Genomic DNA, 16,977 nt, shown 5'->3' with positions numbered 1-16,977 from the left:
TGGATGAGGGAGCATAAGTCTTTGTCGATGGATCGGGGAATTCAAAGGAATAAACAGAAATGAAATAGAAAAAACTTGTAAAACATGAAAATTTTTAAACCTTGCATTTGATTAGGGGATATGGTATATTTATATATGTTCTCCGAAAAACAAGATATAAGTTAAGATGGAGTGGTGTCCGAGTTGGCTAAGGGGCACGCCTGGAAAGCGTGTAAGGCCGTTAGGCCCCGTGGGTTCGAGTCCCACCCACTCCGCCAATAAAAAAGTTTATAAAGTTTGCCGTGCTAGATGGGGAGGTAGCGGTGTCCTGTAACCTGCAACCCGCTGTAGCAGGATTGAATTCCTATCTGCGGTCTGTTGTTGTTGGGTCTGCCCTGGTTAAGTGGCGAGGAAGACTGGGTCCTGCGCAACGGGAACTTATGAACCCCGTCAGGTCCGGAAGGAAGCAGCGGTAAGTAGGCACTCTCGTGTGCCGCGGGGGCGCTTGGTCTGAGTTAACTGTCCAGGTAACGCCTGTAACAATTTATCAAAGATAGGTGCACGGCTATCCATATAAAAATGACATGTAGAGAGATCTACATGTTTTTTTATTTAATAGGAAAGTTCTACTTTCCTATTAAATAAAAAAACAGGGGTGCAGGGGAAGGTATTCCCATGCCGTAGTCAGAGGGGTGCTCAGGCTGCTTTGCAGCCGTCGAAGGGGTACTAGGTTCCCCTAGTGAAGGCATCGTAAGATGCATTTTTTTATATGTATTGTGCTAGGTCTATGGACCTATGTTTTTAGAAAGTAGCACAAACTGGCGACAAATAATACAGTTATTCAACAACTTATGCTGGTTATGTGCTATAATTATGCTATAAAATTTTCGAAATATTCAACCTGTACTGGGAGGATACATAAATGTTTAAAAGGAACTATAGGTTGCGGCTAATCGCTGTCTTTTTAGTAATAACATCGATTCCTTTATTATTTATGGGTATTATGATGCAAACGGGCTTTCAAAATTACATTATGGATTTATATGATGGAAAGACCCTATATCAATTGGGCAGTGAGATCAATATGGCAGACCAATGGTTTCAGGACAAAGTACAGAATTTAAAAACGATTGGGCAAGCGGTTTCTTTGCTGAATAATGAGTCCCTTTCCCTCGATGAACAGAATAAATACTTAGAGAGCCAACGAAAGCATGTGCCAGAATTTTTTAATATATTTATTACCATGGAGAATGGGCTGAGTCCTGCGGCTTTAGAGAGCAAGCCAGGGATCGATTTCAGAGAGAGACCCTGGTATATACAGGCCAAGGAAAAAAATGACGTGATCATATCAGAGCCCTACGAGGATATTATTACGGGGACACAAGTGATCACTATTTCGCTGCCTATTCAAAACGCTCAGGGCGAGTTTATAGGGGTTATCGGTGGAGACCTAGACCTAACATCCATGAAGGATATGATACATCATATCAATATTTCAGATGAGTCTGGACATGTTGTCTTTGACGATCAAGGCAATATTTTATGGGAGCATCTCCATGGAGAAAACGGAAACATTATAAATAGTAGGGTTTTGGAGAAACTGAGAAATGGGAAAGGTTCCTTCTTGCCTATAGAGCAGGATGGAATGCCTATGATTGCCACCTTTGTGGATTTGCCTACTACAGGCTGGCAAATCGCAGTGTTTGATGATATGGCAGACTATTATGACTACGTGAATCGGATAAAATACGTTTTTTACGGGTTGACAGTAATGACGATTGGGCTAATGGTTCTATGTGTGTTTGTAGCTTCAAAGCAGATTGCCAAACCCATGGTTGAATTAAAGAATGCGGTACAGGATGTGTCCATGGGGAAGTTTGATGTACATATAGAGCGGAAATATCATGATGAAATAGGAGAGGTTATCGGTGCTTTTAATCAAATGTCAGCCACCATTCATCAAAACTATCAAAATTTAACCCAGCAGGCCATGCAGCTGATGGAAGGCAATCAACAGCTCCAGGATATGAATATACAATTAGAGCTTTCCTATGAACAGCTGCAGGAAATGAACATAGAGCTAGAGGCATCCTTTGAACAGCTTCAGGCCACCACGGAACAGCTGAATTATTCTGAACAAAAGTACAGACTTCTGATTGAAAATATAACAGACCTGGTATGGATGATGGATGAAGAGGGGAATACCACTTATATCAATGATTCTGTGGAGCAGATATTGGGATATAAAAAGGAAGAGATATTGGCAAAGCCCATCGAAGCTATTTTGTGTCCATATCATGAGTACGAGAATTGTAGTGATATTATTGGAGAAATAAAAGAGAAGGATTTCGATAATTTAGATCTTTGGATGTTGGACAAAGATCGGGAGAAGCGATATATTATTGAAACTACCACCAGGAGATTGTTTCACGAAGGCCGATTTATTGGTGTTCAAGGTGTAGGCAGGGATGTAACTGAATATGTAAAGATGAAGCAGGAAATCATCAATAGAAATAAAGAACTAACCGTATTCAATGAGTTGAGCCATGCATTGACCAGTTCTATCTCAACCTTGAAGATGGATGTGCTTTTAAGCAATATTGCCAGCAAGGTAGTGGAGCTAATGGAAGATGTGGCCATTTGTACCATTCGACTGGTAGAAAATGATAAAGAACTGGTACTACAGGCATGTGAGGGAGCATTGTCCCATATGATCACACGGGAGGCTATTCTTATAGATCAAGATGGTATGGGCATTGCAGTAAAGGAAAAAAGGACCTTGGCATTGGATGACCTAGAAGGTGGACGTCTGTCACCCTATAACCAACATATTTTAGATACCACAAAAGTAAATGATGTGGTGTTTGTGCCTTTGATCATAAAGGACAATGTGATCGGCGTGATGACGGTTTCCAGCGAGACGAAAATTGGGGAAGGTCATATACATATCCTAAACTCTTTATCCAATCACGCGGCTGTAGCCATCGAGAAGGCTAGGCTGTATGATCAGCTAAAGGAATCATACTTTAAGACCATCAAGGCTTTGGTCATCGCAGTGGAAGCAAAAGACACCTATACCCAGGGACATTCGGCGCGAGTAGCCCATTATGCGGCCTTGATTGGGAAGCACCTAGGATTGACAGAAGCGGAATTAGACGATCTTCAAGTAGCGGGGATTCTTCACGATATTGGGAAGATAGGAATAAAAGAGACGATTCTAACAAAGCCTGGGAAGTTGGATGAAGATGAGTTCCAACAAATTATGGAACATCCAACCATCGGAAAACGCATTTTAGAGCCTATAGGACTTTCTAAGGAAATCATGGATGCTGTGCTGCTTCATCACAAACGATATGACGTATCGGGATATCCGAAAAATATCCATGTGCCAGAGCTGCCGGTTTTTGCAGAGATTATTGGTGTTGCCGATGCTTTGGATGCCATGTTGTCTAAACGATCCTATCGGAAGCCTATGTCCATCGGGGAAGGCATCGTGGAATTGAAACGCTACAGCGGTACGCAGTTTAGTCCGAGGATTGTGGAAGCTGTGGAGACCATTTATCAGATAGATACATATGCCATCCTGGAAATCGGGGAGGTCTAAGTGAGAGACAGCAAAAGCTGTCTTTCGCTTATTGTTAGATTTTTTTGTAAGGTGATGATAAATTCTGTTATAATGGATATGGTTGGACAATAAAAGCTAACCTATGGAAATGAGGGTGAAAAAATGGCATATATGGCCTTATATAGAAGGTGGAGACCCCAGGTTTTTGAAGATGTGGTGGGTCAGGAGCATATTACACAAACTTTGAAAAATCAAATAAAGAACAACAATATTGCCCATGCCTATTTGTTTTGTGGCACAAGGGGAACGGGTAAAACTTCTACAGCCAAGATATTTGCTAGGGCTGTGAATTGCATGGAGCCGATAAACTTTAGTCCATGTAACCAATGTGATACCTGCATGGGAATCCGCAATGAAACCATGATGGACGTCATCGAAATAGATGCGGCCTCCAACAATGGTGTGGATGATATTCGAGAGCTAAGAGAAAATGTAAAATATCCACCTACCAAGGGGAAATACAAAATATATATTATTGATGAGGTTCACATGTTGTCTACAGGGGCCTTTAACGCCCTGTTAAAGACTTTGGAGGAACCCCCCCATTTTGTGATTTTTATATTGGCTACCACAGAACCTCATAAGATTCCCTCCACAATTCTATCACGGTGTCAGCGGTTTGATTTTAAGCGGGTGAAAGAGGCGGACATGGTAGGGAACTTGGCATTTATCTGCAAAGAGATGGGTATTTCTATAGAAGAAAATGCCTTGAAATTGATTGCTAGAAATGCTGATGGTGGGATGAGAGACGCACAAAGCCTCTTAGATCAATGTATTGCTTATACCCAGGGAACCATCCGCTACGATGATGTGATCAATGTGTTGGGTACGGTGAACGATACATTTATCTTTGAGCTTGTAGACCACATTGCAGCAGGGGATGCCAGGTCAGCCATGGAAGCGGTGGAGCGTTTGGTGACGGCAGGAAAGGACATTCATCAATTTATCAAGGATTTGATTCAGCATTACAGAAATCTTATGATGACAAAGGTGGCTGAAAATCTAGAAGGCATTGTGAATCTTTCAAAGGAAAGCATTGAGCGATTGAAGAACCAAGGGAAACAGCTGGAGAATCATTCTATTATCCGTGCCATCCGTGTGATGTCTGAGACCGATGTGGATGCCAAGTGGTCTACCCAGCCCCGTATTCTCTTAGAGGTTGCCATCATTAAGATGTGTCAGCCTGCTTATGATCAATCCGTGGAAGGATTAGTGGATCGAATCCATGCTTTGGAGAAGCGCATTCAATCGGGGAATATAAAAGTTCAGTATGTGGAGGGTCAAAAGGAGAAAGACACCCTAGGAAAGGTCCAGGAAAAGGTCAATGAAGAGGACCAGGAAAATACAAAGCCAATGCCAGAGCTGCCTGTCAAGCCCGTTAATTTTGAAGCCCTAGAGCGGGTGTGGGATGCTGTGCTAAAGGAGATTCGAAAGAGAAAAATTTCTGTTCATGCTGTATTGATGGAAGGAAGGCCTGTGGGAGTAGAAAAAAATTCCCTTCTTATTGCTTTCAAAGATGGTTATGGATTTCATAAGGAAGCCGCAGGAAACAGTCCGAATAAGGAGTTTATCGAAGGGGTTATTGGTGAGGTATTAGGGCAGAAGATTAGTATTAAGTGTGTGATGGAGGACGAAGTATCAAGCCTTTCCACGGCAGCCAAGGAAATATCCGCGTCCCAGGAGGATTTGGAACTGCAGAAAATTATCGAATTATTTGGAGCCGATTTGGTGGAAGTGGTGAAAGATTGATTTTTGAATGATGACTATTGTATGATATAATAGGGATAAAATGGATACACTGTTATCATGAAACATAAGAATGGAGGAAAAGAAATGGCAAAGGGAAAATTTCCAGGGGGCATGCCTGGTAATATGAATAATATGTTAAAGCAAGTGCAAAAGATGCAAAAGCAGATGGAGGAACTTCAGGAAGAACTGAATCAGAGAGAAGTGGAGGCCAGTGTTGGCGGTGGTGCCGTGGAAGTAAAAGCCAACGGAAAGAAGGAAATTTTAGCTGTTACAATTAAACCTGAGGTTGTAGACCCTGATGACATCGAAATGCTTCAGGATCTAATCATTGCAGCTGCAAATGAAGCTTTAAGAAAAGCTGACGAGATGGTAACAAGAGAGATGGGAAAAGTTACAGGTGGAATGAGTATGCCAGGACTGTTTTAGTGCATCGGCCGAACCCCTTGGGGTTCGGCTTTAAATATATGTATGATACATTGAGGTGAGATGATGAACCATTATGCAGGCCCCATAGCCAGGTTAATAGAAGAGTTTTCAAAACTCCCGGGCGTAGGGAGAAAGAGTGCCCAACGATTGGCTTTTCATGTGTTGAATATGAAGGAAGCCGATGTAGAAAGCCTTTCAGAAGCCATTGTGGAAGCAAAACGAGGCACCAAGTATTGTTCTGAATGTGCCAATATCACAGATATTGATCCTTGCATCATTTGTAGGAATGAGCAAAGGGAAAAAGAAGTTATATGTGTGGTTGAGGACCCAAGAGACGTGGCCGCCATGGAAAGAGTCAGAGAATTTAAGGGTGTTTATCATGTACTTCATGGTGCCATATCGCCCATGGAGGGGATAGGCCCAGAGGATATTAAGATTCGGGAGCTGCTAATCCGTATTCAAAATGGCCATGTGGAAGAGCTGATTATGGCTACGAATCCAACCATCGAAGGAGAAGCCACAGCCATGTATATCTCAAAGCTTGTGAAACCTATGGGAATCCGAGTTACAAGAATCGCCCATGGTATCCCTGTTGGGGGAGACTTGGAGTATGCCGATGAAGTAACCTTGTCTAAGGCGTTAGAAGGTAGAAGAGAACTGTAGATATGATGCAGGAAAGTTTTAAAAGGAATCATGGTTGGGAGGGTTGTCCTCCTAGACCATGATTTTTTATGTCATAAAAAGCATGGGAGAACTTCCTAAATATGGATGATGGAATATGGATGATTTGTATCTTTTTGTGACCTAAACGAATCTTAGTTGTCGTATACTCTTTGATAAGGGATATGGGAGTGGATGGCCAAATGAAAAGCATTCGACAAATATTGACAATATTGTCGATGTAACATATCATGTAAGCAATGGATTTAGAAGAGAAATTTGTTTAAGATGCAGATCTAGCAAGCATAGCTTCGATTTGAAGGAAGAGACACTTTTAGCACTGAACCTGGTTTTGGATGAATTTTATTCATAAAGGGAGCGAAAAAATATGTTAAGTGATTTGATAATAAATGCTGCTGTGTTGGTGGCGTTTATAAGTATAGGAAATCAAATCTTTAGAGACAGCGAATTGAATGAAACATCACCGCTTTTATCAAGGATTATTGCTGGCGGTATCAGTGGTGTCTTAGGTATACTACTCATATTCTATGGATTAAATATTACAAACAAAGTAATCATTGACTTTAGAAATATAGCTATCATTATTGCAGGAACCTTGGGAGGGCCCATATCTATCGGTGTGGCTGCATTCATCATAGGAATGTTTAGGGTGATTTATTATGGTATTAGTGATTCCTCTATTGCAGCCTTAATCGTTACATTTTTGATGGATATAGGTGTCTCTGCCATATTCCGCAGGTCTATTACCATAGGGAAAAAATGGTCCATATCGGTAGTATATTGTACGGTCATCAGCTTGATCGCCATCGTCATACTGTTATGGCGTGATACAGCATTATTGCCTGGAGTGACACTGGCCTATGTGGGCGGGACAGCTATGGTTTCTGTGGTCATATATAAATATATGGCGTATCTTCATGGGGTTACCCAGTCATTTAAGAGACTTAAGGAAGAGGCGTTCAAAGATCATTTAACAGGACTTAATAATGTAAGACAATTTGATAGAGTCTTTCAACAGATTATGGAGAGATCCATTGGTGATCAAAAAGTGTTTTCTTTGCTGTTTATCGATATTGATTTCTTTAAGAAGGTCAATGATACCTATGGTCACCATGAAGGGGATCGCGTGTTAAGAGAATTAGGAAAGATTTTGACTCATGGGTGTAGGGCGTGTGACATGGTTTCTCGGAATGGAGGAGAAGAATTCTCCATATTGCTCCAAGATTGTTCAATAGACCAAGCCTATGAAACAGCAGAACGTATCCGGAAACAAGTGGAAGCCTATTCTTTCAGGTTATCCGATGGAAAGGAAATAAAAATTACCATATCCATAGGTATCTCCACGTATCCGGAAAATGTGAAGGATTTAAGTAAAATCATCGAGAAAGCTGACAATGCCCTATATGAAGCCAAGCGAACAGGAAGAAATAAGATTATTTTTCAAGGACAATGATAAGAAAATGATAACTATAAAACATGGTTCAAAAGGATATCCTTTTGAACCATGTTTTACTTTTGAAAAAATATTTCTAACAAGTATTAAGACAAAAGGGAAGTGGAGATTGGACAAGGGTAGGGGATGTTCTGAATTTGCTTTGGGTCTCATAAAATTTAATAAATCATTCATATGGAGAGGGATGCATAGAAGCTGGGTATAAAAAAATAACGCATTTCACAGAAATTTTATAAATCATTAATTCCCTATTAATATTCCTTTCATATAATGATAACAAGCAGGAAAATAACTCGATAAGAGGAAAGGACGGTGAAGACCTCGATTCCCATAATCGAGGGCTCTATGCACAAAATGTTTGTACTGGATACTAGTGTCTTGCTACATGACCCGAGAAGTCTCTATGCTTTTGGAGACAATGATGTAGTTATTCCTGCAGTGGTAATAGAAGAGGTTGATGGAAAGAAAAACCATCAAGATATGGTGGGCAGAAACGCCCGAGAAATTGCTAGGGAGCTAGATCGTTTAAAGGAATTAGGCAGTCTATGTAAGGGAATTCAATTGCCAAATGGAGGTATACTCCGGGTAGAGATCAATCATAAAAGCTTGAGTGGATTTCGAGAATATTTCCATGAAATAAATAATGATAACAGAATCTTAGCGGTGGCACTAAACCTTTATAAAGAAGAGGCCATAAAAGAAGATAAAAACCAGGTGGTCTTGGTCAGCAAAGATGCCATCATGCGAATTAAGGCCGACAGCCTCAACATCATGACCCAGGATTACCTACATGACAAGATTGAATATGCAGAGGAGGAATACCAAGGAATTCTGACGGTGAGCGTTGACCCCGATGTCATTGACCGTGTGTATCGGTTGGGTGTTGTGGATGAGGGAGAGTTAGAAGAAGTTTCAGCCAACTATCATATACATCCTCACCAGTTTGTGATTTTAAGAGATAGCTATGGAAGCTCTAAATCAGCGATATTGAGATATGATGTGGTAATGAAAAAATTTCATCCCTTGCGGAAAGGGGAGGAGTCTTACTGGGGTATCAAGGGAAGAAATGCCGAGCAACGGATGGCATTGGAGCTGCTGTTAGATGACAACATTCGATTGGTTACCCTTACTGGGAGGGCAGGCACAGGGAAAACACTGCTATCCCTTGTGGCTGGTTTGGTAAAGGTGCAGGATGAGAGAGTATATCAAAAGTTGTTAATCACGAAGCCTGTTGTGCCTGTAGGAAGGGATATCGGATTCTTACCAGGCGATAAGGATGAAAAGCTTAGACCCTGGGTACAGCCCATTTACGACAATCTCGAATTTTTGTTGGATGCCAAGCACATTACAGATATAAAGAACACATTGGTAGGATTAAAGAATATTGAAATTGAAGCCATGACCTATATTCGAGGAAGAAGTATTCCTAACCAATTCATTATTATTGATGAAGCACAGAATTTAACAAAGCATGAGGTGAAAACCATCATTACGAGGGTTGGAGAGGGTAGTAAGATCATTTTAATGGGTGATACAGAGCAAATTGATCACCCATATCTGGATTCTCAGTGTAATGGTTTAACCTATGTGGTGAATAAGTTTAAGGATGTAGGCATTGCTGGACACGTGACATTTAAGAAGGTAGAGCGCTCTGCGCTGGCACAACTAGCTGCAGAATTATTATAAAAGAATAACCTGCCGATTTTTGGCAGGTTATTTTTAAAAAAGATCTGCATACGGTGGGCCATATTTGAGGAATTTTATGTATAGGATCTCCACAATCTGGTAAAGCTACAAATACAAAGTATGATTGAGGGGGATTAGGAATGAATGGTTTAACAAACTTTGGAAGAAAAAGTGGAAAAACTGAGGGGAACTTCAAAGAAATGTTAAGCAATTTCTACTCAAGGGTAATTGTAGGCGAAGATATGCGAACGGATGAAGATAAAATGTTAGAACACATCCGACAAGCCCATGATGATTGGAGGAATGCAGAGTCTTATTTTCAAACGGTAACAGACCCTGATCTGATTGACTATGCAATCTATAGAGTAGAAGCTGCTAGAACAAGGTATACATACCTCATGAAGCTAGCGAGGGAAATGGGTGTAAGAAGCAACTTTCAATAGGATACAGCAATCATTATTTTATATGGATTTATACAGACCAGAGAAGAGTCTTCCTTCTAGGGTCTGTTTTTTATTTTAATTATTAAAAAGTTATATTCGTTGTACAAGGGCTATATAATTACTATAGGGAGTATGCTTAAGGGGGATTATATAATGAATGGTTTAATACACTTTCGAAGAAAAAGTGGAAGAGCTAAAAGAAATTTCAAGGAAATCTTAAGCAACTTTTACGCTAGGGTAATTGTGGGAGAAGATATGCGCACCGATGAAGAAAAAATGCTTGAAAACATCCGCCAGGCCCATGATGATTGGAGAAATGCAGAGGCTTATTTTCAAATGGTAACAGATCCAGATCTTATCGACTATGCAATCTACAGATTAGAGGCTGCTAAAATAAAATATACGTACCTCATGAAGCTAGCGAGGGAATTGGGGCTAAGAGGAATCTTATGATAGGAGAGGGCATCATTATTTTATAAAGGTTTTGTTCAGACCTAACGAGAGCCTTCCTTCTTAAGGTTGTTTTGTTGCTGAAAAGAGAATAAAACAGTTATATTATGGGTACAAAGCCTATATAATTATTATAAAGAAAACGGAATCTAAATAATTGGGAGTGACAGTGTATGGGAATGGGGATTGAACTGAATATTATATTGGCCTATGCCTTTGGGTTGATTCTGCTTTACATTGCTGGATATATATTGCTGGTACCGATCAAAATCATCATTAAGCTGGTCTACAATGGAATCATCGGTGGGATCTTATTATTTATATTAAATCTAATTGGTGGTTTCTTCGGTTTTGGTGTTGCCATTAATCCTGTAACAGCTCTAGTGGCAGGATTTTTAGGGGTTCCGGGTGTTCTTTTGATGCTAGGACTCCAGTACTTATTATAGATGTAGATTATAGAATGAAAAATTGAAATTCATCTAAAAAAAAGCATCATTTTTGAGAAGAAAAAAACCTCATTTTAAGTGCGAGTAGTGTGCTAAAATGGGGTTTTTTATTGGAAATTTTATATTGTAGAAATATTCAGTCTGCAGGGAAGATTATACAGACTGTCATGCAGTCGTCAAAATTTATTTAAATCAGCAAAAATCAAAGAAAATTGAATGTATGATTGTATACAGTATTAGGTTGACACCCATTTTACCTTCTGTTATACTAATTTTTAAGAGCTGTAACAGCATAGTATAGCCAAAAACTATGCAAGATATACATACTGTTACAGTCGAATTGTTCTACTGTACTAATACAGGCTGAACGATAAGAGGCTGTACTAATACAGGACTCTGCAAAAAAGTATTTGATTTTTCAATATGTTACCAGCATATTGAAAAGGTTTTCCCTGAAAGGGGATTTTTCTAATCCTTCATAAGGAAACCCAAAAAAAGGATATTTCTATGCATTCATATGGAAGACAAAACATCTATATTTATTTAAAGGAGGATACAAAATGGCAAAGAAAATGAAAACCATGGATGGCAACACCGCTGCAGCATATGTATCATATGCATTTACAGACGTAGCAGCGATCTATCCGATCACACCTTCATCAAACATGGCACAATTCGTAGATGAGTGGGCAGCCCATGGGCAAAAGAACATTTTTGGACAGGAAGTACAAGTAACTGAAATGCAATCTGAGGCAGGAGCAGCGGGCGCCGTACACGGTTCATTGGCTGCAGGTGCACTAACCACTACTTTTACAGCATCTCAGGGATTACTTCTAATGATTCCGAATATGTACAAAATTGCTGGTGAATTGTTACCAGGGGTATTCCACGTAAGTGCCCGTGCTGTAGCAGGACATGCGCTTTCAATCTTCGGTGACCATTCAGACGTAATGGCAACAAGACAAACAGGTTTTGCATTACTAGCTTCTGGTAGCGTGCAGGAAGTTATGGATCTTGGTGGTGTTGCTCACTTAACTGCAATCAAGTCAAGAGTACCATTCCTACACTTCTTTGATGGATTTAGAACTTCCCATGAAGTCCAAAAAATCGAAGTTATCGATTATGCTGATTTCGAAAGATTAGTAGATAAAGAAGCATTACAAGATTTTAGAAATAACTCATTAAGCCCGAACAATCCTGTAACAAGGGGTACTGCACAAAACCCAGATATCTTCTTCCAAGCAAAGGAAGCATCCAATAGATTCTATGATGCTATACCAGATATGGTTGCAGATTATATGACAGAGATCAGCAAGTTGACAGGAAGAGAATATAAGCCTTTTAACTATGTGGGAGCACCAGATGCTGAAAATATCATCATCGCAATGGGTTCTGCTACAGAAGCGGCTGAAGAAGTGGTAGAGTACTTAACTGCTAAGGGAGAAAAAGTAGGTTTAGTAAAGGTTCATTTATATAGACCATTCTCTCCAAAATATTTCTTTGATGTATTGCCAAAAACAGTGAAGAAGATCGCTGTATTAGATAGATGTAAGGAGCCAGGTTCAATTGGTGAGCCATTATACCTTGATGTGCGTTCATTGTTCTATAACATGGAAAATGCACCATTGATCGTTGGCGGAAGATATGGATTAGGATCAAAAGATGTAACACCTTCACAAATCAAAGCTGTATATGACAACTTGAAGTCAGATGCGCCTAAGAATGCATTTACAGTAGGTATCATTGATGACGTAACAAATACGCACCTTGAAATCAAGGATATCGTAAAGACTGGTCCAGCTGGCGTAAGAAGATGTAAGTTCTGGGGATTAGGTTCTGACGGTACAGTAGGAGCAAATAAAGATGCCATCAAGATCATCGGTGACGAGACAGATCTTTATGCTCAAGGATATTTCTCCTATGACTCCAAGAAATCTGGCGGGGTTACAATTTCCCACTTAAGATTTGGTAAGAAGCCAATCAAGTCAACATACCTGATTGATGAAGCTGACTTTATTTCCTGCTCAAACCAAGCTTACGTAAATCAATATGATTTATTAAAAGGCTTAAAAGATGGTGGTACTTTCCTATTAAACTGTAAGTGGACACCTGCAGAATTAGAAGAGAAGCTGCCAGTGAGTATGAAGAAATACATTGCTGAGAAAAATATCAGTTTCTATACAATCAATGCAACAGATATTGCAGATGAAATTGGCCTAGGAAATAGAACAAACATGATTATGCAATCTGCATTCTTTAAGTTAGCAGACGTTATTCCATTGGAAGAAGCTGTAGGGTACCTAAAAGATGCAGTTGTGAAGTCCTATGGTAGAAAAGGTGATACCATCGTTGAAATGAACCAAGCAGCAGTAGATAAAGGTATCGATGCACTGGTGAAGATCGATGTGCCAGCTTCTTGGGCAAATGTTGCTGAGGACGAAGCAGCTGCAACCATCGAAGCACCAGATTTCATCAAAAACGTATTGATTCCAATGAACAGACAAGAGGGAGACTCACTTCCTGTAAGTACTTTTGTTGGAAGAGAAGACGGCCACTTCCCAATGGGAACTTCTGCATATGAGAAGCGTGGTATTGCAGTAAACGTGCCAGAATGGCAAATAGATAAGTGTATTCAATGTAACCAATGTTCATTTGTTTGTCCACATGCAGCCATCAGACCAATCCTTGTAAATGGGGATGAAATGAAGAGCGCACCAGAAGGCTTTAAGACATTAAAGGCAATGGGTAAGGGCTTTGAAGGTCTTGAGTACCGTATGCAGGTAAGTACACTGGATTGTACAGGATGTGGAAACTGCGCAGACATCTGTCCTGCAAAGGAAAGCGCATTGGTAATGAAGCCTATCGAGACACAAGTAGATGTGGAAGTTCCAAACTGGAACTACTCTACAACGGTTAAGATCAAAGACGATTTAATGCCGCTTACTACATTAAAAGGCAGCCAGTTTGCACAGCCGCTTCTTGAGTTCTCTGGTGCTTGTGCAGGTTGTGGTGAAACACCATACGCAAAAGTTATTACTCAATTATATGGTGATAGAATGATGATTGCCAACGCTACTGGATGTTCATCCATCTGGGGAGCTTCAGCACCTGCAACACCATACTGTAAGAATCAAGAAGGCAAAGGTCCAGCTTGGGCAAACTCATTATTCGAGGACAACGCAGAGTATGGATACGGTATGGCCCTTGCAGTGAAGCAAATGAGAAATAGACTACAAGCAATTATGAGTGAAATCGTAACATTAGATATCCCTGCTGATGCAAAAGAAGTATTTGAAGCTTGGTTAGCAGGAAAAGAAGATGCGGATGCTTCTAAGGCAGCTACTGCAAAAATCCTTGCTATTCTTGATGCGAATACCATCGAGGATGCAAGAGCAAAAGAAATCCTTGCTGAAATCAACGAGAAGAAAGACTACCTCATCAAGAGATCTGTATGGATCGTTGGTGGTGACGGTTGGGCTCTTGATATCGGTTACGGTGGACTTGACCATGTATTGGCATCTGGTGAGAATGTAAACGTACTTGTATTTGATACAGAGGTTTACTCCAACACAGGTGGTCAGTCATCTAAATCTACACCAACTGCTGCTGTAGCGCAATTTGCTGCATCCGGTAAGAAGGTGAAGAAAAAGGATCTTGGTATGATCGCAGCAACATATGGCTATGTATACGTGGCACAGGTTGCAATGGGCGCAGACAAGAACCAATTCTTAAAGGCATTAATTGAAGCGGAGAAGTATGATGGACCATCTCTAATCATCGCTTACGCTCCATGTATTGCCCACGGTATCAAGGAAGGTATGGGACGTACACAAGCCAACTCCAAGCAAGCGGTTGAAGCTGGATACTGGCATTTATACAGATACAACCCAATGCTGAAGGAAGAAGGAAAGAATCCATTTGTATTGGATTCCAAAGAGCCTACAGCTAGCTTCCAAGACTTCTTAAAAGGCCAAGTAAGATACACTACATTGGAGAACCAGTTCCCAGAAATAGCAGAAGAACTGTTCGCTAAGGCTGAAAGAGAAGCAAAAGAAAAGTATGAAGGCTACAAGAAGTTAGCTCAATAATAAAACCTCAAAAGCGAGTGGAGACGTCTACTCGCTTTTTATGTTGATGAATAAAATTAATTTCCTAAATTTGGGCAAAAATATTTGAAAAATTTGAAATAATCTGATTTAATAGTAGTATAGGCATTATATCAAGGAACAAAGGGGGAATCATCAAGATGGAAAGGCCTGTACTAAATGTGGTGGAAAGAAAAGAAGCTGGGAAGAATCCATTGAAGAGTATTAGAAATGAAGGATTTGTGCCTGGGGTGATTTATGGACACAACAAGGAAAACAGAAACGTAGGGATCGACAAAAGAGAATTGGACAGAGTGCTTACAAAGTATGGTGTTGGATCTAGTGTAGAATTAAGCGTGGACGAAGGAATGAAACCTGCCATCATAAAGGATATTCATCGTCATGTTACAAAGCAGCATGTATTGCATATAGACCTCCAAGAGCTAGACTACAATGAAAAAGTAAGAGTAAAGATTCCGGTTCATCTGTTGAACAAACAAGCGGTAGAGTCCAGTGTTTCTGTTGTTCAACAGCAGGTTGCAGAGCTAGAAATTCAAGCGTTCCCTCAGTATTTGCCCCAAAGCATTGACGTAGACGTATCAACCATGAAATTTGGAGAGCCATTAAAGATTGCCGAATTGGCAGTGTACAAAGATGAAAATGTTCAGGTGCTTCACGATGCAGAAGAAATCGTTGCATTAATAACCACAGCATCTAAGGTAGAGGCCGCGGCTGCTACGGAGACAGAAGAAGATAAGTTGAGAAAACTATATTAAAAGTTACGAAGGGGTATAGCTGAGGCTGTACTCTTTTTTATTCTATCCTTCCAAAGAGATATATCTTATGTCATTTCCTATGTATTAGAAAAAAACAAATTGGACATAATGACTACTAGATTTGATCACAGGAGGGATTCGTATGTTTAAATCAAGTATGCATGCAGATCTAAGAAACGAGGTTGGTTCCAACGCTTGCCATAGAGTAAGAAATAGTGGACATATCCCAGGCGTAGTATATGGACATCATGTGGCTACAAGACTGATCGAGGTTGACCAAAAAAAGATAGATGGCATAGTAAGAAGTCATGGTACAAATGTACTTTTAAGTCTAGACATGGATGGAAGAGATTCTACTGTAATCATCAAAGAGCTACAAAGGCATCCTATTACCCACCATATTATGCACGTAGACTTCCAGGAGGTATCTCATGATGAGAAAATACATACTACAGTACCGATTATTCTAAGGGGTAGGGAGAAGGTAGAATCGAAGAACAGCGTGGTACAGCATCAATTGAGAGAATTGCATATTGAGTGTCTGCCTCAACATGTTCCAAATAGCATTGAACTGGATATCACGATGCTTTCGCCGAATCACCCGCTGCGAATCGCAGATATGGAGTTTAGCACGGAGCTGACCGTCCTGAATGAACCAAATGAAGTGATTGCCTCCCTCACAAGGGCCGAAAGAGTCATAGATGACCCAGGTGAAGGAGAAGACCTACTAAATAAAGTATTGGGCACGAACACAGAAATAAAGTAAGATGAGCAAGCGAAAAGCTTGCTCCTTCTATTTAATAATATTAGAATAGCTATCCATAAACTGGATGTCCCCAATATATTGACTTACCATGGCATATATGGTATATTTATTTTCGCCCCTGATATAAGGGGTGAGAGACAAGGGGTAGGAAATATTACCAGTTGATTTGAGACAAGAAAGATGATATGATATATTTTGTCGTCACGTAAGACAAGATGATAAAAAATGCCAGTGAAAACGTGTTGACATAATGCAAGAAAAGTGATATAGTATTAAGAGTCGGCGGCACACGCTGACAGCGATTGAAATAAGCTTTGGTCTTTGAAAACTACACAGTGTAAGAATTAAGCCAGCATATATATTGGTTAGCAGTTAGCCGTTAGCGGTTAGCAGCGAAACCACCCAGAAATTT

The 16,977-nt window shown here is 40.3% G+C and carries 12 protein-coding genes, 1 tRNA gene and 1 other RNA gene; all 14 read left to right on the top strand.

Annotated elements, in window-relative coordinates; genetic code table 11:
* Positions 1 to 168: 168 nt before the first annotated feature.
* Positions 169 to 257 (top strand) — tRNA-Ser (locus tag K0R93_RS17845).
* Positions 258 to 279: 22 nt separating this feature from the next.
* An RNA gene (gene ffs, locus K0R93_RS17840) (signal recognition particle sRNA large type) lies at positions 280 to 544 on the top strand.
* Positions 545 to 901: 357 nt separating this feature from the next.
* The gene (locus K0R93_RS17835; RefSeq protein ID WP_300304332.1) at positions 902 to 3,583 is read left to right on the top strand and encodes an HD domain-containing phosphohydrolase; all 2,682 of its coding nucleotides are present in this window, start codon (positions 902 to 904) and stop codon (positions 3,581 to 3,583) included.
* Positions 3,584 to 3,706: 123 nt separating this feature from the next.
* Positions 3,707 to 5,353 carry a DNA polymerase III subunit gamma/tau gene (gene dnaX / locus K0R93_RS17830; RefSeq protein WP_300304329.1) on the top strand — a complete coding sequence of 549 codons (1,647 nt, stop codon included), beginning with the start codon at positions 3,707 to 3,709 and terminating at the stop codon, positions 5,351 to 5,353.
* Between the two features lie 84 nt (positions 5,354 to 5,437).
* Positions 5,438 to 5,779 (top strand): YbaB/EbfC family nucleoid-associated protein, encoded by a 342-nt coding sequence (locus K0R93_RS17825; protein ID WP_300304326.1) that lies wholly within the window; start codon positions 5,438 to 5,440, stop codon positions 5,777 to 5,779.
* Positions 5,780 to 5,842: 63 nt separating this feature from the next.
* On the top strand, positions 5,843 to 6,442 hold the full coding sequence (gene recR / locus K0R93_RS17820; RefSeq protein ID WP_300304323.1) for a recombination mediator RecR: 600 nt from the start codon (positions 5,843 to 5,845) through the stop codon (positions 6,440 to 6,442).
* Between the two features lie 385 nt (positions 6,443 to 6,827).
* Positions 6,828 to 7,913, top strand: coding sequence for a GGDEF domain-containing protein (locus tag K0R93_RS17815; RefSeq protein ID WP_300304320.1), 1,086 nt, complete (start codon positions 6,828 to 6,830; stop codon positions 7,911 to 7,913).
* Between the two features lie 345 nt (positions 7,914 to 8,258).
* Positions 8,259 to 9,599, top strand: coding sequence for a PhoH family protein (locus K0R93_RS17810; RefSeq protein WP_300304317.1), 1,341 nt, complete (start codon positions 8,259 to 8,261; stop codon positions 9,597 to 9,599).
* Between the two features lie 140 nt (positions 9,600 to 9,739).
* On the top strand, positions 9,740 to 10,042 hold the full coding sequence (locus K0R93_RS17805; protein ID WP_300304314.1) for a YaaL family protein: 303 nt from the start codon (positions 9,740 to 9,742) through the stop codon (positions 10,040 to 10,042).
* Positions 10,043 to 10,195: 153 nt separating this feature from the next.
* Positions 10,196 to 10,495, top strand: a complete 300-nt coding sequence (locus K0R93_RS17800) for a YaaL family protein (RefSeq protein ID WP_300304311.1) — start codon at positions 10,196 to 10,198, stop codon at positions 10,493 to 10,495.
* A 170-nt stretch (positions 10,496 to 10,665) separates the two neighbouring features.
* Positions 10,666 to 10,938, top strand: a complete 273-nt coding sequence (locus tag K0R93_RS17795) for a pro-sigmaK processing inhibitor BofA family protein (protein ID WP_300304308.1) — start codon at positions 10,666 to 10,668, stop codon at positions 10,936 to 10,938.
* A gap of 560 nt (positions 10,939 to 11,498) precedes the next feature.
* Positions 11,499 to 15,026, top strand: coding sequence for a pyruvate:ferredoxin (flavodoxin) oxidoreductase (gene nifJ, locus K0R93_RS17790; RefSeq protein WP_300304305.1), 3,528 nt, complete (start codon positions 11,499 to 11,501; stop codon positions 15,024 to 15,026).
* A gap of 158 nt (positions 15,027 to 15,184) precedes the next feature.
* On the top strand, positions 15,185 to 15,799 hold the full coding sequence (locus tag K0R93_RS17785; protein WP_300304302.1) for a 50S ribosomal protein L25: 615 nt from the start codon (positions 15,185 to 15,187) through the stop codon (positions 15,797 to 15,799).
* Positions 15,800 to 15,941: 142 nt separating this feature from the next.
* Positions 15,942 to 16,565: a 50S ribosomal protein L25 gene (locus K0R93_RS17780; RefSeq protein WP_300304299.1), complete on the top strand. Its 624-nt coding sequence runs from the start codon at positions 15,942 to 15,944 to the stop codon at positions 16,563 to 16,565.
* Positions 16,566 to 16,977: the final 412 nt, after the last annotated feature.

The organism is Anaerosolibacter sp. (assembly GCF_029240175.1).
Classification (GTDB): Bacteria; Bacillota; Clostridia; order Peptostreptococcales; family Thermotaleaceae; genus Anaerosolibacter.
Note: the sequence above shows the minus strand (reverse complement) of the source record. Positions and strands in the feature narration are given on the sequence as shown.